Raw genomic sequence first — 21,285 nt, 5'->3', positions numbered from 1 at the left:
GTCACTTCCTCTCGTCGCGCTGCGCGCCCGTGAGTGCTCGACGAGTCCTGAGACTCGTCAACCACGCACGTGGCCGGAGGCCCATCTCGGCGGCCGCTTCTGCAGGAACGCCATCATGCCTTCCCGCGCCTCCTCGGATTCGAACAGCCTCGCCGACTGGGCGGTCAGCTCGTCGGTGTAGCGGTCGAAATCGGCGAGCACACTGCGCGTCGTCAGGGTCTTCGACTCGGCCAGGCCCTGCGGCGACGCCTGCCGCAACTGGTCGAGCACTTCCTCGACGGTGTCCTCGGGATCCTCGGCGGACTCGCTGATCAGCCCGATGGCCTCCGCCTCATGGGCATCGAACTTCTCGCCCGTGAGGAGGTAGCGGCTCGCGGCGCGCGAATCGATCCGGGGCAGCACGGTCAACGAGATGATCGACGCGGCGAGTCCGAGCCGGACCTCGGTGAGCGCGAACGTGCTGCGCGGGCCGGCGACGGCGATGTCGCAGGCCCCGACCAAGCCCATGCCCCCGGCCCTGACGTGACCGTCGATCCGGGCGATCACCGGCTTGGGCAACTCGACGATGGCCCGTAGCAGGTCGGCCATCTGCCGGGTGCGCGAGCCGACGTCGCCGGACGTCTCACTCAGATCCGCCCCGGCGCAGAACGTGCCGCCGGTGTGGGTGAGGACGACGCCTCGGACGTCGTTGTCCGCGGCGGCGTCCCGCAATCCCTGCAGCAGTTCGTCCACGAGCCTGCCGGAGATCGCGTTCCTGTTGTGGGGCGAATCGAGGGTGAGGGTGGCGAACCCCCGGTTCACCTCGTACCGGACGTACCGGTCGGCTTCCACGTCGGTCATGTGCTGTCCGTTCGACATCAGTACGACTTCGGCAACCCGAGCGAGTGCTGGGAGACGAAGTTGAGGATCATTTCCCGGCTCACCGGGGCCACTCGTGCGATGCGTGCCGCGCCGAGCATCGCCGCGAGACCGTATTCCTTGGTCAGGCCTGCGCCGCCGTGTGTCTGGACGGCCTGGTCGAGTGCCTTGATGCTGGCCTCGGCGGCGGCGTACTTGGCCATGTTGGCGGCCTCGGCGGCGCCGAAGTCGTCGCCGCTGTCGTAGAGGACGGCCGCCTTCTGCATCATCAGCTTGGCGAGTTCGAGTTCGATCTTGATCTGCGCCAGCGGATGCGCGATGCCCTGGTGCGCGCCGATCGGCTCCTTCCACACCGTGCGTTCCTTCGCGAACCGCACCGCGGCGCCCAGCGCGTAGCGGCCCATGCCGATCGCCATGGCGGCGCCGAGGATGCGTTCGGGGTTGAGACCCGCGAACAGCTGCATCAACGCCGCATCGGCCTCGCCGACGAGGGCGTCGGCGGGTAGCCGGACGTCGTCGAGGAACAGCATGAACTGGTGGTCGGGCTCGACGATGTCCATCTCCATCGGCGTCTTCACGAAGTTCGCGGCGTCGGTGGGGACGATGAACAGGGCAGGTTTCAGCTTGCCGGTCTTCGAGTCCTCGGTCCGCGCGACGATCAGCACGGCGTCGGCCTGGTCGACCCCGGAGATGTAGATCTTGTTCCCCGACAGCAGCCAGTCCTCGGCTTGACCATCACCCCTCGCTTCGCTCGACCGGACCCGACGCGCGGTGGTCGTGATCTGGTGCGAGTTCGAACCCGCGTCGGCCTCGGTGATGCCGAACGCCATGATCTTCGAACCGTCGGCGAGGCCGGGGAGCCAGGTCTGTTTCTGCTCCTCGGTGCCGTACTTGCCGATGATCGTGCCGCAGATGGCCGGCGACACGACCACCAGCAGGAGGCCGGCGCCGTGGGCCGCGAGTTCTTCCTGGACGAGGGCGAGTTCGTAGATGCCTGCGCCGCCGCCCCCGTATTCCTCGGGGAGATTGACGCCGAGGAAGCCGAGTTTGCCCGCCTCGTTCCACAATTCGGTCAGCGGTTCGCTGCGCCGCGCACGGGGCAGCACGTAGTCGACGTAGTTGAATCGCTCCCCGAGCCTCGACACGGAGGCGCGGAGTTCCTTCTGTTCTTCGGTCTCGATGAAGCTCATGACACTCCTTCAGGCTGCGCTGCTTCGACTACTGCCAGGACCGTTCCCACGTCGACCTGCTGACCGGCGGTCACGGAAAGTTCGGTGAGGACACCGGAAGCCGGCGCCTTGATCGTGTGTTCCATCTTCATCGCCTCGAGCCACACGATCGGCTGACCGGCGGTCACGGAGTCGCCGGCCGCGGCGCCGAGGCGGATGACGGAACCCGGCATCGGCGCGAGTAGCGACCCCTCGGCGACGACGGCGCTCGGATCGGTGAATCGAGGTGCGGCGTGCAGGCTCACCGGGCCCAGGGCGGAGTCGACGAACACGTCGTCCCCGTACCGGGACACCTCGAACGAGCGGCGCAGCCCCGCGACGTCCAGTGCGACGTGCCGCGCCGTGGCCGACACGAGCGCGACGTCGTCGAAGCCCTCGGCCTTCAGCCCGTACCTGGTGAGCAGGTACCGGATCACGATGTCACCGTCGGTTCCCGTGAACGTCTTGCTCTGCGGCGCGGACGCCAGGTTCCGCCATCCGCTGGGCAGCGAGGTGTTCACGGTCGCGACGTCGCGGTTGTGCGCGGCGTCCGCGAGTGCGGCGGCCAGCGCCGACAGTCGCTCGGTGTCGGCCGAGGCCAGCGGGCGCGCCAGCACGTCCAGCCCGTGTGTGTCGAAGAAGGCGGTGTCCGTGTCCCCGGCGAGGAATGCCGGGTGGCGGAGCACGTTGACGAGGAGGTCGCGGTTGGTGCGCAGTCCGTGGATCTGCGCGCGGCTCAGGGCCGCTGCCAGCCGCGTGGCCGCCTGCGTGCGGGTGGGCGCGAACGAGATGACTTTCGCGAGCATCGGGTCGTAGTGCACGCCGACGGTGGATCCGTCGACCACACCGGAGTCGAGGCGGATGCCCGGGGTGCGGAGAACGTCGAATTCGACCGCGTTCCCGGGCAGGTCCAGGCGGTGGACCGGTCCGCTCTGCGGCTGCCAGTTCTGCGCCGGATCCTCGGCGTACAGCCGGACCTCGATGGAATGGCCGGACACGGCGGGCGATTCGGCGCCGAGCGCCTGCCCGGACGCCACCTGCAGCTGCAGTTCCACGAGGTCGAGGCCAGTGGTGCATTCGGTGACCGGGTGTTCCACCTGCAGCCGGGTGTTCATTTCGAGGAAATAGAAGTCACCCTGGTCCGGGTCGTCTCCCCCTCGCTCCGCTCGACCGGAAGCCAGGAACTCGACCGTTCCCGCACCCTCGTAGTCGATGGCCTTCGCCGCGAGCCGGGCGGCCTCGAACAGTCGCTCGCGCATCCCGGGGACGGCTTCGACCAACGGTGACGGCGCCTCTTCCACCACCTTCTGGTGCCGCCGCTGGATGGAGCATTCACGCTCCCCCACCGCCCAAACGGTTCCCTGCCGGTCGGCCATCACCTGGACCTCGATGTGCCTGCCCGTTTCCAGGTAGCGCTCGCAGAACACGGTCGGGTCGCCGAACGCCGACTGCGCTTCGCGGCGGGCGCCTTCCAGCTGTTCCGGAAGGTCCGCGAGCTCACGCACGACGCGCATGCCGCGTCCGCCGCCGCCTGCGGACGCCTTGACGAGTACCGGCAGGTCCGCTTCGGTGACGGCACCCGGGTCGAGTTCGGCCAGCACCGGGACTCCGGCGGCGGCCATCATCTTCTTGGACTCCACCTTCGAACCCATCATCTCGATGGCGGGCGCGGGCGGCCCGATCCACGTCAGACCCGCGTCGTGGACGGCGCGCGCGAAGTCCGCATTCTCGGAGAGGAACCCGTAGCCGGGGTGGATGGCATCGGCGCCGGCGAGCAGTGCCGCCTCGATGACGAGGTCACCGCGCAGGTACGTGTCGGCAGGACTGTTGCCCGGCAACCGGACCGCGGTGTCGGCCTCGGCGACGTGCGGGCTGAGGGCGTCGGCGTCCGAGAACACGGCGACGGTCCCGATGCCTGCGCGGCGGCAGGTGGCGAAGATGCGGCGGGCGATCTCACCACGATTGGCAACCAGTACGGACTGGATCATTTCGGGCCTCACATCCGGAAGACGCCGAAGTTCTCGGCGCCTTCGATCGGGGCGTTGGCAATGGCCGACAGGCACATTCCCACCACGGTTCGGGTGTCGCGCGGGTCGATCACGCCGTCGTCGTAGAGGCGACCGGACAGGAACATCGGCACGGATTCCGCCTCGATCTGGTTCTCGATCATGGCGCGCATGCCTGCGTCGGCCTCTTCGTCGAACGCCTGCCCGCGGGCCTCGGCGGAGGCGCGGCTGACGATGGAGATGACACCGGCCAGCTGCGCCCCGCCCATGACCGCGGATTTGGAACTGGGCCAGGCGAACAGGAAGCGCGGGTCGAACGCGCGTCCGCACATGCCGTAGTGACCGGCGCCGTAGGACGCGCCGAGCAGGATCGAGATGTGCGGGACGGTGGAGTTGGATACGGCGTTGATCATCATCGAACCGTGCTTGATCATCCCGCCCTCCTCGTACTCCCTGCCCACCATGTATCCGGTCGTGTTGTGCAGGAACAACAGTGGGGTGTGCGAGCGGTTGGCCAGCTGGATGAACTGGGTCGCCTTCTGCGATTCCTCGCTGAAGAGCACGCCGCGCGCGTTGGCGAGGATGCCCACCGGGTATCCGTGCAGCTCGGCCCAGCCCGTGACGAGTGACGATCCGTACATCGGCTTGAACTCGTCGAAATCGGAGCCGTCGACGATGCGGGCGATCACCTCGCGGGGATCGAACGGGATCTTGAGGTCGGCGGGGACGATGCCGAGCAGTTCCTCGGGGTCCGCGAGCGGTTCGATGACCTCGGCCCGGGGCGCGGGACCCTGCTTCTTCCAGTTCAGGCGCTTGACGATGCTGCGGCCGATCCGGATGGCGTCCTGCTCGTCGACCGCGAAGTAGTCGGCGAGGCCGGACTTGCGGGCATGCATCTCGGCGCCGCCGAGGGTTTCGTCGTCGGATTCCTCACCGGTCGCCATCTTCACGAGGGGCGGTCCGGCGAGGAACACCTTGGATCGTTCCTTGATCATGACGACGTGATCGGACATGCCGGGGATGTACGCGCCGCCCGCCGTCGAATTGCCGAAGACGAGGGCGATGGTCGGGATACCCGCGGCGGAGAGCTGGGTGAGGTCGCGGAACATGCGGCCACCGGGTATGAACACTTCCTTCTGAGTGGGAAGGTCCGCGCCGCCGGATTCCACGAGGGAGATGACGGGGAGCCGGTTCTGCCGGGCGATGTCGTTGGCGCGGAATCCCTTCCGCAACGTCCACGGATTGCTGGTGCCGCCGCGGACAGTCGGGTCGTTGGCGACGATCAGGCACTCGACGCCTTCCACCACACCGATGCCGACGACGGTGCTGGCGCCGACCGGGAAGTCGCTGCCCCACGCCGCGAGCGGGCACAGTTCGAGGAACGGCGAGTCGGGGTCGAGGAGCAGTTCGATTCGCTCCCGGGCGAGCAGCTTGCCGCGCTTCTTGTGCCGCTCGGTGTACTTCTCGCCGCCGCCCGCGAGCGCCTTGGCGTGCTCGGTGTCGATCTCGGCGAGCTTGTCCGTCATGGCCTTCGCCGCCGCGGCATACTCTTCGGAACTCGTGTCCAGCGTGGACTTCAACGTGGTCATGACTGATACCCCAATCGCTTGGCCGCGAGCCCCGTCAGGATCTCGGTGGTACCGCCACCGATCCCGAGGATGCGCATGTCGCGGTACTGCCGTTCCACTTCGCTCTCCCGCATGTAGCCGAGGCCGCCGAACAGCTGGACGGCCTGGTTGGCCACCCATTCGCCCGACTCGACGGCGGTGTTCTTCGCGAAGCAGACCTCCGCGATGAAGTCCTCGTTCGACACGAGCGAACGCTCCACCAGCGCTCTGGTGTAGACGCGGGCCACGTCGGTCTTGCGCGCCATCTCCGTGACCGTGTTCTGCACCGACTGCCTGCTGATCAGCGGACGGCCGAACGTCTCGCGGTCGCGCACCCACTGCAGCGTGAGGTCGAGGCACCGTTGCGCGCTCGAATAGGCCTGCGCGGCGAGGGCGATGCGCTCGGTGAGAAACGCCTGGGCGATCTGCGCGAACCCGCTGTTCTCCTCGCCGACAAGGTTGGCGGCGGGCACCCGGGCGTCGACTAACGACAACTCGGCCGTGTCCGACGCACGCCAGCCCATCTTGTCGAGTTTGCGGGCCACCTCGAATCCCGGTGTGCCCTTCTCGATCACGAGCAGGGAGACCCCGGACGCGCCGGGACCGCCGGTGCGGACTGCGGTGACCACGAAGTCGGCCCGGACAGCGGAAGTGATGAACGTCTTGGATCCGTTGACGACGAAGTGGTCGCCGTCGCGGACCGCCGTGGTCCGCAGATGCCCGACGTCGGAACCGCCGCCGGGTTCGGTGATGGCGAGCGAGCCGATGAGCTCTCCGCGCAGGGTGGGGCGGACCCACTTCTCGATCTGCTCCGGGTCACCGGCCGCCGCGAGGTGCGGCAGCGCGATTCCCGACGTGAACAGGGAAGCGAACGCGCCACCCGATGCACCTGCCTGGTGGAATTCCTCGCAGATCAGCACCGCGTCGACGAGGTCTCCGCCCTCGCCCCCGACGGATTCGGGGAAACCGGCGCCGAGCAGACCCAGCTCGGCGGCCTCCCGGTGCAGCGCGCGGGGCAGTTCGCCGTCGCGTTCCCACTCGTCCAGGTGCGGCAGTATCTGTCGTTCGACGAAGCTGCGCACCGTCTTGCGCAGTTCCTGCCGCTCGGGTGAATCCCACACGCTCACAACGTTGTCCCTTCGGGAAGGAGTGCTTCCGGTATGTCGACGTGCCGGGATCTCAGCCATTCGCCGAGACCCTTGGCCTGCGGGTCGAACCGGGCCTGGGACGCGACGCCCTGCCCGAGGATTCCCTCGATCACGAAGTTGACGGCGCGAAGTTTCGGCAGCACATATCTCGTGACGGTGAGGTCGGCGGCCTCCGGGAGCAGGCGCTTCAGTTCGTCGACGGTCAGCGCGTGGGCCAGCCACCGCCACTGCTCGTCGGTGCGCACCCACACACCGACGTTCGCGTTGCCGCCCTTGTCGCCGCTGCGCGCTCCGGCGATGGTCCCGAGCGCCACCCGCGCCGTCGGTTCGGCGCCCCGCGGCTCCGGGAGCGCGGGTTCGGCGACGTTCTCGAGTTCCCGGACTTCGGTGGCGGGTTCGATGTCGACGCGCGTTCCGTCCGGCAGCACCGCGACGTGCGGCACCTCCTTGGCGTACACGTATCCCGGGGTGAACACGCCGTAGGGCTGACCCTGCCCGGGTGGCGCCGTCAGCGTGAAGCCGGGGTAGCTCGCCAGTGCCATTTCGACTGCGACGGACGAGAATGCGCGCCCGACTGCGTTGGCGTCCGAATCCCGGACCACGCAGCGCAGCAGCGCGCTCGCGGCCTCCTCGGTGTCGGCGTCCGGGTGATCGGTGCGGGCGAGTGACCAGTCGAGTTCGGCCGGCCGGGTGGGAAGCCACCCCTCGAGCTGCCGCTTCACCAGGGCCGCCTTGGCCTCGATGTCGAGGCCGGTGAGGACGAACACGGCCTCGTTGCGGAAACCCGCGAGCGTGTTCAGCGACACCTTGAGCTGCGGCGGCGGCGCCTCGCCGACGACGCCACTGACGCGCACGCGGTCGGGGCCGTCCTGCGACAGTGCGGCGGAATCGATTCGCGCGGTCACGTCGGGACCGGCGTAGCGGCCACCGGTGATCTCGTACAGCAACTGCGCGGTGACGGTGCCGACGTTCACGGCGCCACCGGTCCCGGGGTGTTTGGTGATGACGGACGATCCGTCCGCGTCGATCTCGGCGATCGGGAACCCGGGACGGTCGAGGTCGCCGATCTCGGTGAAGAACGCGTAGTTGCCGCCCGTCGCCTGGGTGCCGCACTCGATGACGTGCCCGGCCACCACGGCGCCGGCGAGCTGGTCGAAAGCGTCTCGCCGCCAGCCGAAGTGTGCGGCCGCCGGGCCCACGATCACGGACGCGTCGGTGACACGCCCGGTGACGACGACGTCGGCGCCGGCGTTCAGGCAGTCGACGATGCCCCACGCGCCGAGGTAGGCGTTGGCGGTCAGCGGGCTGCCCAGCCCCAGTTCGGCGGCCCGGCCGATCAGGTCGTCGCCTTCGACGTGGGCGACCGTCGCCTGCAGCCCCAGCTTGTCGTTCAGCTCCCGCAACGCGTCCGCGAGACCGGCCGGGTTGAGCCCGCCGGCGTTGGCGACGATGCGGACACCCTTGTCCAGGGCCAGCCCGAGGCAGTCCTCCGCCTGACGGAGGAACGTCTTCGCGTAGCCGCGGTTCGGGTCCTTCATGCGGTCGCGGCCGAGGATCAGCATGGTGAGTTCGGCGAGGTAGTCGCCGGTCAGATAGTCGAGTTCGCCGCCCTCGAGCATCTCGCGCATCGCCGACAGCCGGTCGCCGTAGAAGCCGGAGCAGTTGCCGATCCGCACGGTCATCGGGTTCCCGCCTCACGGCCGCCGCCCGCGGGGCCGGCGAAGGCCTGAGCGATGTTCAGCCACGCGTCCGCATCCGCGCCGGTGGCATCGAGGGCGAGATCGGCTCGGTTCGCGCGCTGGGTGACGAGGAGGCAGAAGTCCTCGGCGGGTCCGGTGACCTTCTGCGCGGCGTCCTCGGGGCCCCACGTCCAGAGGGACACTCCGTCGGGGGCGCTCAGTTCGACGCGGAACTCCTCCGCGGGTGGGGCGAGTTCGTTGACGGCGTAGGCGAAGTCGCGGGTGCGGACACCGAGGTGGGCGATGCTCTTCAACCGCTCGGTGGGTGTGCGCGGCACCGAGAGCGCGTCGGCGACGTCCTGGCCGTGCGCCCACGTCTCCATCAACCGGGCGGTGGCCATCGAGGCCGCCTTCATCGGCGGGCCGTACCAGAGGATCTTCTGTCCCGGCGGCACCGCCAGGAGGGCCTCCGCGAGTCGAGCCCGGGCCGAGCGCCAGGCGGCGAGCAGTTCCGTCGGTTCCCTGCGGGCGTGCTCCTCGGCGCCGGCGTCGACGAAGCCGGCGGGGTTCGAGGCGGCCACCGTCAGTTGCTCGGTGAAGCCGTCGGGGTCGGTGATCGCCAGGAGGGCGGCCTCGTCGGTCCACAGCAGATGTCCGATCTGGTGGGCGATGGTCCAGCCCTCGGCCGGTGTCGGATCGGCCCAGCGGGAGTCGGGGAGGTCGGCGACCAGGGCATCCAGCGAATCGCTCTCGGCGCACAAGTCATCGATGAACCTCTGCAGTTCAGCCATGCGACCAGCATCACACCGACCCAATAAAAAAGCAAGCACGATTGATTGTTATTTGGCTGCGGATCGTCCGGCGAGCTGCCACGCTGGTCAGGTGATACGACAGTTGCTCACCCGTGCCGCGCTCAACCCACTGCCCTCCCCGCGCGCAGTGGCCGCCCGAGTCGTACCGGGAACCGGCCACCGCATCGCCGGGAAGCGGATCCTCGTCACCGGCGGTTCCTCGGGGGTCGGTGAAGCGGCCGCACGCCGGCTCGCCGACCTCGGCGCGGAGGTCGTCCTCGTGGCCCGCGGCTCCGACGCCCTCGAGTCCGTGCGCAACGACATCCTGCGGTCCGGTTGCGACGCGCACGCCGTCCCCTGCGACCTCACGGACCCGGAGTCCGTCGACGCCCTCGTCGCGCAGGTGCTCGGGGAGATCGGCCCCGTCGACGTTCTCGTCAACAACGCCGGACGGTCGATCCGGCGGACGGTCGAGGACTCGCTGGACCGTTTCCACGACTTCGAACGCACCATGGCCGTCAACTACTTCGGCTCGACGCGACTGACCCTCGCGTTGCTCCCGTCGATGATCGAGCGCCGCAAGGGCCACATCATCAACGTCGCGACGTGGGGCGTGCCCGCCGGCGTCATGCCCAAGTTCTCCGCCTACCACGCGTCCAAGGCGGCCGTCGGCGCGTTCGGCCGAAGCCTCGGCGCCGAAGTGCGCGACCGCGGAATCTCCGTGACCACCCTGGACTTTCCCTTGGTCCGGACGCCGATGATCGCGCCCACCACGGACTACGACGCGATGCCGGCCCTGACGCCCGAGCAGGCGGCGGAATGGTTCGTGACCGCCGTGCGTATCCGCCCGATCGAACTGCTCCCCAGTTACGCCGAACTGTTCCGGGTGCTCGGCACGTTCGCACCGTCCGCCACCGACGCACTGGTACGGCGCACCGGCATCTGAGCGCAATGACAGACTGGGACGGTCTCGAATCCGCGCTCACACCCGAGGGAGTCGTTCATGACCGACGCCGTGCTCACCACCCGCGAAGGCGACATCGTCACCTGGACGCTCAACCGTCCGGAGGCGCGCAACCCGATCTCCGAGCCGGACGTGATCGAGGCGCTCGAGAACGCGGTGGCCCAGGTCAACGGTGATCCCAGTGTGCGCGTCGCGATCGTCACGGGTGCGGGTTCGGCGTTCTCCTCCGGCGGCAACGTCAAGCACATGCGCGACCGCGCCGGAATGTTCGGCGGCTCCCCCGCCGACCTGCGGCAGGGTTACCGGCACGGCATCCAGCGCATCCCGCTCGCCCTCTACCACTGCGAGGTGCCGACCATCGCCGCCGTCAACGGACCCGCGATCGGCGCCGGATGCGACCTGTCGCTGATGTGCGACATGCGGATCGCGTCCACGGCCGCCGTGTTCGCGGAGAGCTTCGTCAAGGTCGGACTCGTCCCCGGCGACGGCGGCGCCTGGTTCCTGCCGCAGGCCGTCGGGATGGCGCGGGCCAGCGAGATGGCGTTCACCGGCGACGCGATCGACGCCGCGAAAGCCCTGGAGTGGGGACTCGTCTCGCAGATCACCGAACCCGAGGAACTCCTCGGCGCGGCACAGGCGCTCGCCGACCGGGTGGCGGTCAACCCGCCGCAGGTGCTGCGGATGACCAAGAAGCTGCTCCGCGAAGGCCGTCACCAGAGCCTCGAGAGCCTCCTCGAACTGTCGGCCGCCATGCAGTCGCTCGCCCATCACACCGCGGACCATCACGAGGCGGTCGGTGCGATGCTCGATCGCCGCAGCCCGAACTTCACCGGCCAGTGAACCCGGGCATCGCACACCGGTGACAGCGGAGCCGCGCAGTCAGCTTCTTCCCGTCGTCTCGGTCCTCGGATCGGTGCTGTCCGTCCAGTTCGGCGCCGCCTTCGCGAGCACCCTGTTCGAGGAGGTGGGCGCCAGTGGCGCGGTGTCGCTGCGACTGACGATCGCGGCGATCATCCTCGGGGTGATCGTGCGGCCGCGGTGGCGACGGTGGACACGAACGCAGCGCGAGGGCATCCTCGCACTCGGAGTGGCGCTCGCCGTGATGAATTCGGCGTTCTACGAGGCTCTCGCGCGGCTGCCCCTCGGCACCGCCGTCACCATCGAATTCCTGGGGCCGCTCACCCTCGCCGCCGTGCTGTCGCGAAGACTGCGGGACGGTGTGTGGGTACTGGCGGCGCTGACCGGCGTGGTCATGCTCGGCCTGCGCGAGAACTCGGGCGCCGCGTCCCTCGACCTCGTGGGGGTGTGTTTCGCGCTCACCGCAGGCGCGGCATGGGCCGGTTACATCGTCGCCGGCTCGAACCTCGCGGCCACGGTTCCCAGCGCGGACGGCCTCGCCGGGGCGAGCATCGTCGCGGCGGCCCTGACGCTTCCGCTCGGCGCGGTGTCCGGCGGCACCGCACTGTTCGACCCCCGAATCCTTGCCGTCGGTGCGGCGGTGGCCCTGCTGTCCTCGGTGATTCCGTACTCGCTCGAGCTACGGGCGCTGCAGGTGATGAGCAAGAAGGTGTTCGCCGTGCTCATCGCGCTGGAACCGGCGGCCGCGACCCTCGCCGGGGTGATCGTGCTCGGGCAGGTCCTCGGACTGCAGTCGCTGGCCGCGATCGCGCTCGTCGTCGCGGCCGGAGTCGGCTCCGTCCTGAGCAACCGGTAGCGGCACGGCCGGTGGGCCGGGCTGGCAGGATCGACGCGTGAGCACCGCTAACCTGACCCGAGCCGAAACCGCCGAACGTTCCCGTGTGATCGACGTTCTCGGCTATCGGGTGGAACTGGACGTACTCGGCGCCGTCGACCCGGAGGTCGCGACGTTCGCGACCACCACGACCGTCGAGTTCACCGCCCGCACGTCCACGACCTGGCTCGACTTCCTCGGCGCCGATGTGGAGTCGGTGACGGTCAACGGCGACGACGTCCCCGTCGACTACGACGGCGCCCGCATCGCGTTGACCGGGCTGCGTGAATCCAACGTCGTGATCGTCGCCGCCCGGGGCGATTACAGCCGTTCCGGCGAGGGTCTGCACCGGTTCCTCGACCCGGCGGACGGGCAGACGTACCTCTACACGCAGTACGAACCGGCGGACGCGCGGCGGGTGTTCGCGTGCTTCGAACAGCCGGACCTGAAGGCGCCGTTCACGTTCGTCGTCACCGCGCCGCGGCAGTGGGAGGTGGTCTCCAACCAGCAGATCGCCGAACGGGAAGACACCACCGGCGGCCAGGTGGTCACGTTCGCGCCGACACTGCCGATCTCCACCTACATCACGGCGGTCGTGGCCGGGCCCTACCACCGGGTCGACTCGGAGTGGTGCGGCGGCGACCTCACGATCCCGCTGGGCGTCCTCTGCCGGGCCTCGCTCGCGCAATACCTCGACGCCGACACGATCTTCGAGATCACCCGGCAGGGGCTGGGATTCTTCACGGACGGTTTCGACTACCCCTACCCGTTCGGCAAGTACGACCAGGTGTTCGTCCCCGAGTACAACCTCGGCGCCATGGAGAACCCCGGCTGCGTGACGTTCACCGAGGCGTACGTGTTCCGCGGCGCCGCCACCGACTCCCAGTACGAGGGCCGGGCGAACACGATCCTGCACGAGATGGCCCACATGTGGTTCGGCGACCTCGTCACGATGGTGTGGTGGGACGACCTGTGGCTCAAGGAATCGTTCGCCGACTACATGGGCGCACTGGCCAACGCGGAGGCCACCCGGTGGACCGACGCGTGGGTGGCATTCGCCAACCGCCGCAAGGCGTGGGCGTACCTGCAGGACCAGTTGCCGACGACGCATCCGATCGTCGCGGACATCGTCGACCTCGAGGCCGCGAAACTGAACTTCGACGGCATCACGTACGCGAAGGGCGCCAGCGTCCTCAAGCAACTCGTCGCGTACGCCGGGCGTGACGCGTTCTTCGAGGGGGCGCGCCGCTACTTCCGCGCCCACGCCTTCGGAAACACCACCCTGAAGGATCTGCTGACGGAACTGTCGGCCACGTCGGGCCGGGACCTGACGAGCTGGGCGCGCGCCTGGTTGCAGACCACCGGCGTGTCCGCACTGAGCCTGCAGCGGGACGCCGACGGGCGTGCCGCGATCGTGCAGACCGTTCCGCGTCCGCACCGGCTCGGCGTCGGGCGCTACGACTTCGACGGGACCGGCGACCTCGTGTGCGTGCAGCGGGTCGAGGTCGACCTCGCCGACGCCCGCACCCCGATCGATCTCGCCGACGCGCCGCTCGTGTTGCTCAACGACGCCGACCTGACGTACGCGAAGGTGCGGCTGGACGACCGATCGCTGACCACCGTCGAGACCTCGCTCGACCGGCTGCGGGACCCGCTGGCGCGGGGCCTGATCTGGTCGTCGCTGTGGAATGCGACCCGCGACAGCGATCTGGGCGCCGTGCGCTATCTGTCGATGGCCCGGAGGTTCTCACCGGCGGAGTCACACCTGACCCTCCTCACCTCCGTGCTGGCCAACGCCCCGTACGCGATCGAGCACTTCCTCCCCGAGCCCTCGCGCGACACCGCTCGCCTCGACTGGCTCGAGCACACCTGGCGTGCGTTGTGGGACGCCCCGCCTGCTTCGGGAAGCCAACTCGCCTGGGCACGTGCGGTTGCCGGCGCCGCTGCGATGGACGGCAGTCGCGCGGCCGACATCCGGTCGATCCTCGAGGCCGGCGGGCCGGTGCCGACCGGGCTGGCGCTCGACCCGGATCTGCGCTGGGGGTTCTGGGGCGCGCTCGCCGCCACTGGACACGCCGACGACGCCGACCTCGACGGTGAGCTGCGCCGCGACGACACCGGTTCCGGGCGCACCGCGTACCTGCGAGCGAAGTTCTCGCGACCGGACCCGGACGTGAAGGCGAAGGCCTGGGAATCGATCTTCCATGACCGCACCCTGTCCAACGAACATCTCGGCGCGGTCATCGCCGGGTTCCGCGCAGGCGCCCGGCACGACCTCGTCGAGGGGTACGCCGCCGGCTACTTCGCCTCGATCCGCCCGGTGTGGGAGGAGCGCAGTATCGAAATCGCGCGGCGGATCGTGGTCGGGCTGTTCCCGTCCGAGACGACACTCGACGCGGCGGACGGATGGCTCGCCACCAACGCCGACGCGCCCGCCGCGCTACGACGGCTGGTGCTCGAGCAACGGGATCATCTCGCCCGGGATCTGCGAGCGCAGGCGTTCAACAGCCGTTCGGACGTCACCGGCTGACCGGCCGGGCACCAGTCGACGTGCGGGCCGTCCACCGTTCCAGGACGCCCCGCCACAGGCCGGACCTACTGTCGCCCGCCCAGGCGATGTAGCCGTCGGGGCGTACGAGCAGTGCGGGTCCGCCGTCGGTCCGGGGCACCGCGTGGACATCGCCGGGGACAGGAGCCCCGGGCTCGGTGACCAGGACGAAACCGCCCGAGCGCATCACCTCGTACAGCCGCCCGGCGTCGGTGGGCAGGTCTTCGGCGCGTCGGCCGACCAGGGTGCTCTCGCCGGCGTCGTGGCCGTACCCGATTCCGATTCCCGAGAACATCCGGGCGACCGCGTCGCCGATCGGCGGGAAGGAGAGAAGCGCCGCCACTGCCCCGTTCCGGAGCTTCCGCAGGATCCACGGCCGGATGATCATCATGCGCATCGTGGCACCGCTCGACCGCAGAACCAGCCGGCCGACCGGGTGCCGCTCGGCGTGGTAGGTGTCGAGCACCGCGTCGTCCGCGCCGTCCAGGACGGCCGCGAGTTTCCAGCCGAGATTGACGGCGTCCTGGATGCCGGTGTTCATGCCCTGCCCACCTGCGGGCGAATGCACGTGGGCTGCATCGCCGGCGAGAAACACCCGGCCCGTCCGATACTGCGGGACCTGCCGTTCGTCGCTGTGGAATCGCGACTGCCAGCGCACGTCGCCGAGACCGTAGTCCGTGCCCATCGCGACTTCGATGGTGCTGCGCAGTTCCTCCCGGTCCACGGGCGCGGTGTCGTCCACCTGATGGCGCCGGTTCCAGGCGATCACCCGAAACAGGTTGTCGCCGTACGGCGCGATGAACGCGAATCCGTCTCGGACGGCATTGACGGTCACGAGATTGTCCGGTGGGTTCTCGAGTTCGACGTCGGCGAGCATGATCGACCGCAGCACGGCCTTGCCGGGGAACGGTGCCCCGATCATCGTCCGGACCGCGCTGTGCGCGCCGTCCGCACCGACCGCATATGTCGCGTGGAACGTACTCTCGCGTCCTGAAACGTCGCGGCCGTGAACGCGGATGCCGTTTCCGTCCTGCTCCACCCCGGTCACGGTGAACCCACGGATGATGTCGGCGCCGCGGTCCCGAGCGTGCTCCTCCAGGAGGGCGTCGACGTTCCGTTGCGGGGTGACGAGGACGAACGGGAACCGGGACCGCAGACGCCCGAGATTCAGCGCCGCACCGCGCCACAACTTCAGACCGGGTGAGGCGGCGCCGGTGGCCACGAGGCGGTCGGCGAGGCCGCGGGCGTCGAGCAGTTCGAGGGTGCGGGCGTGGACGCCGAATGCGCGACTGAGGGTGGACGGCGCGGCGCGCTTGTCCAGCACCGTCACCGATCGGCCCGCCGTCGCCAACTCGCCCGCGAGCATGCATCCCGTGGGTCCCGCGCCGATCACCACCACGTCGATGTGCTTCATGACGCTGCCTCCGATCGAAAGATGGTCCATCAAGTCAACACCTGTTGACTTCCACGGTAGGCGCATCCCCACGCCAGGTCAACAGCTGTTGACTTACACTTGTGGAATGCCCGAACGTCGCGCCCGCTCCGCCGTCGCCACCCGCGCCGCGATACTCGACGCCGCCCGCGCCCGGTTCGGCACCGACGGCTACGAACGCACGACGATGCGCGCCGTCGCGTCGGATGTGGGCGTCGACCCCGCACTGGTGGTCCGGTACTTCAGCACCAAGGAATCGCTGTTCGCCGAGGCCGCCGAATTCGATCTGCACCTGCCCGACCTCCACAACGTTCCCGTCGAGGACCTCGCGAGCGTGCTGATGCCGCGCTTCTTCGCGGTGTGGGAGAACGACGGTGCGTTCCTCCCCCTCCTCCGCGCGGCGGCGACCAGCCCGCGGGCCGCCGAGGCGATGTTGCAGGTCTTCGCCCGCCAGGTGGCGCCCGCGCTCGCCGTGGTCGCGGCGGATCGCGCGGACGAACGTGCGGCCCTCGTCGGGTCGCAGGTCCTCGGACTCGCCTTCTCCCGCTACATACTCCGGGTCCCGCCCGTGGCGGACATGACACACGAACAGCTGATGCGCTGGGTCGGGCCCGTGCTCGAGTACTACCTCACGACAGAACCGCGGTAGCCCTACCGGTGATGCCTGCCGCCGTTCAGCATCCAGCGGGCATCGAGCTCACTCGTGCTGCGGCGGTGCCGCCTGATGGTGAACGACGTGATCGGCAACCGCTCGACGACACTCGCCTCGGCACGCGGATCGCCCGCGATCCCCTGTTCCAGAACCGAATACGCGGTGTGGTTGACCGAATGCACGGCCAGCCGGAGGGCGTCGAGCGCCGTCGGTCGCGGCCCGAACGCGGCGAGCGTGTGACCGCCGTCCACCGCGGTTTCGACCACCGCGTAGAAATGCCAGTCTGCGCCCGAATCGCCAGTCATGATGTGCCTCACTCGATCTACTTCTGTGAGCTGTGCCATCACGGTATCGCGAGGGTACGACACGTTTTCGAAGCCGCGCCGCTCAGGCGACGTACCGGCGGCCGATCCCGAAGAGCTCCTGGGGCGCATCGATTCCCTTGAGCCGGTGACTGCCCGCCGGTTCGCCCCAGAACTCGTCGGTGTCGAGTTCGTCGTAGAACTCACCGGTTACGACCACCTCGTGGGACGGTGCGACCGCGACGACGCGACTGGCCATGTTGACGGGCCTGCCGAACCAGTCGCCCGCACTGGGCACCGCCATGCCCCAGGCGATCCCGGCCCGCAACGGCGGAAGCCCCTCGGTGCGCGCGGCCTGCACGAGGTCGAGCGCGGAGTACGCCAGCGCGTTGGGATCGGGCGAGACCAACATGACGGCGTCCCCGATCGTCTTCACCAGACGCACCGGCGCGAGCGCGAGATCGGTGGCCAGCCCGTCGAGCCGCTCGGCCACCCGCCCCAGATCGGCGGGCGCTACCTGCTCACCGAGCAGCGTGAATCCGACGAGGTCGGCGAAACAGACTCCGATCTCCTGCGCACCGCGAACCTGCATGTTCGAGTCCCTGGCGATGCCCACCGCATCGGACCGCAACTGGTGGCGCAGAGTGGTGGCGATGAGGTGAGCCAGGATCTGCGCCTCGAAATCCGCGATGCGACGCACCTCCACCGCGTACCGCAGGGCCACCTCGGGGTGATCGCGCGTCGCCTCGAGTCGCTCCTGCAGGAGCGCGTCCGCGGCGTCCGCGACCGTCCAGAGGTTGCGGCCGAGGACCCGCGCGGCCGCGAAGATTCCGCTCTCGTCGAGCCCCAGGTCCCGGTACTGCTTGAGTCCGCGCGCGAGGTCGAGGTCGCCGTCGTCGTAGAACGTCCCGTCCTCCGACGCACCCCGGCCGATCGCCCGGAACCACCGCCGGGTGTCCTCCACGGTGACGCCGGTCTTCCGGGAGATTTCGTCGATGCCGTACCGGCCCTTCGGCGCCAGCGCGTGCTCGAGCAGCAGGTGCGCGAGGCGATTGTCCCGCGACGCGACGCGGAGTTCGTCGATCGACACCCCGTCCTCGATCAGGGTGTTCAGCACCCCCATGCGCGCAGAGCGATCCGATCCGCTGAGTCCGTCGAGGAGGCCGGCGGCCTCGAACTCGTGGAGTTGCGTGGGTGCCGGACCCGGGCGTCGGAGCGGGCGAGGCGGCGGGGACACCAGGCGACCCGTTCGGGGCGTGATCCGTCGGGGCTGTCGCGGGATGCGCACGTCCTCATCGTCCCAGGAACGACGTCGCCCATCGCCGTAAACCTGCGAACTCGCCTTCCCCCGTCGCCATGACCGAACTATATTCGGTATGTGCCGATTCAAAGTCTGTTGCTGGACGCGGCGGAGGGACATTTCGCCCGCCGCGGCGTCCTCGCGACCCGGCTCGCCGACATCCGGCACGAGGCCGGTGTCAGCGTGGGAGCCGTCTACCACCACTTCCCGAACAAGGAAGTGCTCTACCTCCAGGTCTGGTTACGCGCGCTCGCCGACTATCAGGACGGATTCCGGGCCGCGCTCTCGGAATGCGCCGACGCCCGGTCCGGGGTGGAGGGCGCCGTGGTCCGCCACCTGCAGTGGGTGTCCGGCAACCCGCAGCGGGCCACCATCCTCGCCGCGCCCCGGCCCCCGGGCGTCGACGAGCGGGCCGATTCCACCAATGCGGCGTTCTTCCGCGACGTCACCCATTGGTGGCGGGTCCACGAACACTACGGAACGGTCCGCCGGTTCGACTTCGACGTGCTCTACGCGTTGTGGCTGGGCCCGGCTCAGGAGTACTCCCGCCAGTGGCTCGCGGGCGCCATGACCACCGACCCCACCGCGGTGGCGCCCGAGCTGGCGCGCGCCGCGTGGAACTCGCTACGGAACCAGGAGTAGAGGCATGACAGTGGACGTCGCACTCACCGCCGACACCGCGCAGGCCGTGCTGGCGGCCCAGCCGTTCAGCATGCTGGTCGGCGCCCGCATGACGCAGTTCGGGGAGGGCGGCGCCACCCTCGAGATCCCCGTCCGGGAGGAACTCCGGCAGCAGGACGGCTTCGTGCACGGCGGCGTCCTGTCGTATGCCGCCGACAACGCTCTGACGTTCGCCGCAGGCACCGTGCTCGGCGCGAACATCATGACCGCGGGCTTCACGATCACCTACCTCCGTCCCGCACAGGGCGTGCTGCTGCGGGCGGACGCCCGAGCCGACGCCTCGACCCGGCGCCAGGCGTTGTGCCGGTGCGACATCTACGCGGTGCAGGACGACGGCTCGGAGGTACTGTGCGCCGCCGCCCAGGGCACGGCGACGGTCAAGCAGCCGCGGTAGTCGCGGCCGCACGGGATGGAACGATGGGACCATGGCTCACTCCGTCGATCGCGCATCCGTGGACAGGGCGCGTGAGCGCATCACCGGCCTGATCCGCCGGACACCCACGTTCCGTGCCACCGTCCCCACCGTGCACGGCCCCGTACCGGTGATCTTCAAACTCGAGTTCCTGCAGTACGGAGGCTCGTTCAAGGTGCGGGGCAGCCTCAACGCTCTGCTCCACGCGGAGGAGGACGGGCGGCTCGACGACGCGGGCGTCGTCATCGCGTCCGGCGGGAACGCCGCGATCGGAGCGGCATGGGCGTCGCGGCTCCGGGGCGTGAAGTGCACGGTGGTCGTCCCCGTCACGGCACCCGACGTCAAGATCGACAAGCTGATCGCGCTCGGCGCGGACGTGCGCAAGGTCGGTGCTCGATACGCCGAGGCGGCCGAGTACGCGGACGAACTCGCGACGTCGTCGAACGCCCTCGCCCTGCACGCCTACGATCTCCCCGACATCGTCGCCGGGGCAGGCACCATCGCACTCGAGATCCAGGACGACGTCGCCGAGCCGCTGTCCTACGTGATTGCCGTCGGCGGCGGCGGACTGCTCTCCGGTGTCGTCGCAGGCAGCGGCGAGGACGACAGCATCTACGGCGTGGAACCGAGCGGAGCGGCGACGCTGCACTCCGCGGTCGCCGCCCGGCAGCCCGTGGACATCGACATCGACAGCATCGCCGGCGATTCCCTCGGCGCCACCAAGATCGGTTCCATCGCCTGGGACACCGTCCGGTCGCGGCCCGTGTCCAGCCTGATCGTCGACGACGACGCCCTCATCGACGCGCGAACGCTGCTGTGGGAGGAGTTCCGGATCGTCGTCGAGCACGGCACCGCCGCGGCGCTCGCCGCGATCGTCACCGGACAGCTCGCCCCCGCCGACGACAAGCCGCTCTGTGTGGTGCTCTGCGGCGCCAACACGTCGATGACCAGCTACTGATCCTCAGACGTGTCAGCCGCGCGGTTTCAGCCGGCTATTCGGCAGTTCGGGTGCGGGCAGCGGATCGCCGTCGTAACCCTCGACCGTGCCGAACCGGGAGTCGGCGGGCGCCGCGCCCCGGAGCTCGGACTGCCACTCGCGGCGGTAGCCGACGATGTCCTCGTGGCTACGGCCGAGGAAGTTCCACCACATGATCACCTGCTCGCCCAGCGGCTCACCACCGAGCAGCAGCAGCCGGGCCCGGGTCCCGCCCGTGTTGCGCAACGCCACCAGCGATTCCCCGGGCGGCTGATAGCCGAGTTCCGCCCACCGCACCGTGGTCCCGCGCAGCTGCACCTCACCCTCGTCGACGAGCACCCCGACCTCGAAGCCGCGCTGGATGTCGAGGGTGACGTCCGCACCCGGCTCCAGGAGAATCTCGGCGCCGAGCAGCGGCGTGAACGTGCGGACCGGTGACGTGGAGCCCGCCGTGCTCCCGAGGAACACCCGCACCGTCGCGCCGTCCAGTTTGACCGGGTCGGGTGCGTACGTCTCGAACGCCGGATCCGCGTCCTGCGCCGACGCCGGCAACGCCACCCACAGCTGCGCGCCGTGCAGGATGCGCGTCTGCGGTGTCGAGACCTCGGAGTGCGCGATCCCCCGACCCGCGGTCATCAGGTTGAGCTCGCCGGGACGCACCATTGCGTGCGAACCGATGCTGTCGCGGTGTTCGATCTCGCCGGTGAACAGCCAGCTCACCGTCTGCAGTCCCGTGTGCGGGTGTGGTGGCACGTTCATCCCGCCCGTGTTCCCGACGTCGTCCGGACCGTAGTGGTCGGCGAAGCACCAGGCTCCGATCAGCGACCGTTCGCGCTGTGGGAGAGTGCGCCGGACCGGCATCGCGCGGGGACCACCGAGCGGGACCTCGCGCGAACCGAGCACCTGGATGCCCCCGCCGTCGGGGTGCGACTCGCACCGCTCTTCCACCGAATTCGTCTCCAGATTGCTCACTGCTCCATCGTGCCTTC

General features: G+C 69.4%; 19 protein-coding genes. 8 read left to right on the top strand and 11 right to left on the bottom strand.

Annotated features, from left to right (window positions below):
* Positions 1-57 precede the first annotated feature (57 nt).
* The 7 genes from GO592_RS04905 to GO592_RS04875 are packed head-to-tail and all read right to left on the bottom strand — an operon-like array spanning position 58 to position 9,297.
* Positions 58-858, bottom strand: coding sequence for an enoyl-CoA hydratase family protein (locus tag GO592_RS04905; protein WP_007298043.1), 801 nt, complete (start codon positions 856-858; stop codon positions 58-60).
* Positions 858-2,048, bottom strand: a complete 1,191-nt coding sequence (locus GO592_RS04900) for an acyl-CoA dehydrogenase family protein (protein ID WP_005572738.1) — start codon at positions 2,046-2,048, stop codon at positions 858-860. Before GO592_RS04900 ends, GO592_RS04905 begins: the two co-directional genes overlap by 1 nt.
* Positions 2,045-4,054: an acetyl/propionyl/methylcrotonyl-CoA carboxylase subunit alpha gene (locus tag GO592_RS04895; protein WP_007298044.1), complete on the bottom strand. Its 2,010-nt coding sequence runs from the start codon at positions 4,052-4,054 to the stop codon at positions 2,045-2,047. The genes GO592_RS04900 and GO592_RS04895 overlap by 4 nt, the downstream gene beginning before the upstream one ends.
* Positions 4,055-4,062: 8 nt before the next feature.
* Positions 4,063-5,661 (bottom strand): acyl-CoA carboxylase subunit beta, encoded by a 1,599-nt coding sequence (locus tag GO592_RS04890; RefSeq protein ID WP_007298045.1) that lies wholly within the window; start codon positions 5,659-5,661, stop codon positions 4,063-4,065.
* On the bottom strand, positions 5,658-6,806 hold the full coding sequence (locus tag GO592_RS04885; protein WP_007298046.1) for an acyl-CoA dehydrogenase family protein: 1,149 nt from the start codon (positions 6,804-6,806) through the stop codon (positions 5,658-5,660). The genes GO592_RS04890 and GO592_RS04885 overlap by 4 nt, the downstream gene beginning before the upstream one ends.
* Complete coding sequence (locus GO592_RS04880) at positions 6,803-8,509, bottom strand: acyclic terpene utilization AtuA family protein (RefSeq protein ID WP_007298047.1); 1,707 nt, start codon at positions 8,507-8,509, stop codon at positions 6,803-6,805. Before GO592_RS04880 ends, GO592_RS04885 begins: the two co-directional genes overlap by 4 nt.
* Complete coding sequence (locus tag GO592_RS04875; protein WP_007298048.1) at positions 8,506-9,297, bottom strand: TIGR03084 family metal-binding protein; 792 nt, start codon at positions 9,295-9,297, stop codon at positions 8,506-8,508. Before GO592_RS04875 ends, GO592_RS04880 begins: the two co-directional genes overlap by 4 nt.
* Between GO592_RS04875 and GO592_RS04870 the strand changes: the two genes are divergently transcribed.
* From GO592_RS04870 to pepN, 4 genes are read left to right on the top strand one after another with little or no spacing between them, the layout of a single operon-like run.
* The gene (locus GO592_RS04870; RefSeq protein ID WP_272943278.1) at positions 9,275-10,243 is read left to right on the top strand and encodes an SDR family oxidoreductase; all 969 of its coding nucleotides are present in this window, start codon (positions 9,275-9,277) and stop codon (positions 10,241-10,243) included. The two genes, GO592_RS04875 and GO592_RS04870, sit on opposite strands and share 23 nt — an antisense overlap.
* Before the next feature lie 57 nt (positions 10,244-10,300).
* The gene (locus GO592_RS04865) at positions 10,301-11,101 is read left to right on the top strand and encodes a crotonase/enoyl-CoA hydratase family protein (protein ID WP_007298050.1); all 801 of its coding nucleotides are present in this window, start codon (positions 10,301-10,303) and stop codon (positions 11,099-11,101) included.
* Positions 11,102-11,120: 19 nt separating this feature from the next.
* Positions 11,121-11,975, top strand: coding sequence for an EamA family transporter (locus GO592_RS04860; protein ID WP_007298051.1), 855 nt, complete (start codon positions 11,121-11,123; stop codon positions 11,973-11,975).
* A gap of 37 nt (positions 11,976-12,012) precedes the next feature.
* On the top strand, positions 12,013-14,523 hold the full coding sequence (pepN, locus tag GO592_RS04855; protein ID WP_007298052.1) for an aminopeptidase N: 2,511 nt from the start codon (positions 12,013-12,015) through the stop codon (positions 14,521-14,523).
* Here pepN and GO592_RS04850 read toward each other — a convergent pair.
* Positions 14,513-15,985 carry an FAD-dependent oxidoreductase gene (locus tag GO592_RS04850; protein ID WP_007298053.1) on the bottom strand — a complete coding sequence of 491 codons (1,473 nt, stop codon included), beginning with the start codon at positions 15,983-15,985 and terminating at the stop codon, positions 14,513-14,515. The two genes, pepN and GO592_RS04850, sit on opposite strands and share 11 nt — an antisense overlap.
* A 76-nt stretch (positions 15,986-16,061) precedes the next feature.
* Between GO592_RS04850 and GO592_RS04845 the strand changes: the two genes are divergently transcribed.
* The gene (locus tag GO592_RS04845; RefSeq protein WP_007298054.1) at positions 16,062-16,622 is read left to right on the top strand and encodes a TetR/AcrR family transcriptional regulator; all 561 of its coding nucleotides are present in this window, start codon (positions 16,062-16,064) and stop codon (positions 16,620-16,622) included.
* 2 nt (positions 16,623-16,624) lie between these two features.
* On the opposite strand, the gene GO592_RS04840 is transcribed toward GO592_RS04845, so the two are convergent.
* Positions 16,625-16,930 (bottom strand): hypothetical protein, encoded by a 306-nt coding sequence (locus GO592_RS04840; RefSeq protein WP_005258203.1) that lies wholly within the window; start codon positions 16,928-16,930, stop codon positions 16,625-16,627.
* Between the two features lie 82 nt (positions 16,931-17,012).
* A complete protein-coding gene (locus GO592_RS04835) occupies positions 17,013-18,215 on the bottom strand; it encodes an adenylate/guanylate cyclase domain-containing protein (protein ID WP_007298055.1) in 1,203 nt (400 codons plus the stop codon).
* Between the two features lie 90 nt (positions 18,216-18,305).
* Between GO592_RS04835 and GO592_RS04830 the strand changes: the two genes are divergently transcribed.
* From GO592_RS04830 to GO592_RS04820, 3 genes are read left to right on the top strand one after another with little or no spacing between them, the layout of a single operon-like run.
* Positions 18,306-18,869 carry a TetR/AcrR family transcriptional regulator gene (locus GO592_RS04830; RefSeq protein WP_005258206.1) on the top strand — a complete coding sequence of 188 codons (564 nt, stop codon included), beginning with the start codon at positions 18,306-18,308 and terminating at the stop codon, positions 18,867-18,869.
* 4 nt (positions 18,870-18,873) lie between these two features.
* Positions 18,874-19,302: a PaaI family thioesterase gene (locus tag GO592_RS04825; RefSeq protein WP_007298056.1), complete on the top strand. Its 429-nt coding sequence runs from the start codon at positions 18,874-18,876 to the stop codon at positions 19,300-19,302.
* 31 nt (positions 19,303-19,333) lie between these two features.
* Entirely contained in the window at positions 19,334-20,278 is a 945-nt protein-coding gene (locus tag GO592_RS04820) for a serine/threonine dehydratase (protein ID WP_007298057.1), read from the top strand.
* Between the two features lie 12 nt (positions 20,279-20,290).
* On the opposite strand, the gene GO592_RS04815 is transcribed toward GO592_RS04820, so the two are convergent.
* The gene (locus GO592_RS04815) at positions 20,291-21,268 is read right to left on the bottom strand and encodes a pirin family protein (RefSeq protein WP_007298058.1); all 978 of its coding nucleotides are present in this window, start codon (positions 21,266-21,268) and stop codon (positions 20,291-20,293) included.
* Positions 21,269-21,285 lie beyond the last annotated feature (17 nt).

It is taken from the genome of Rhodococcus sp. 21391, from assembly GCF_016772255.1.
In the GTDB taxonomy this organism is placed as follows: domain Bacteria; phylum Actinomycetota; class Actinomycetes; order Mycobacteriales; family Mycobacteriaceae; genus Rhodococcus_F; species Rhodococcus_F opacus.
This window is presented reverse-complemented; position numbering and strand designations above follow the sequence as displayed.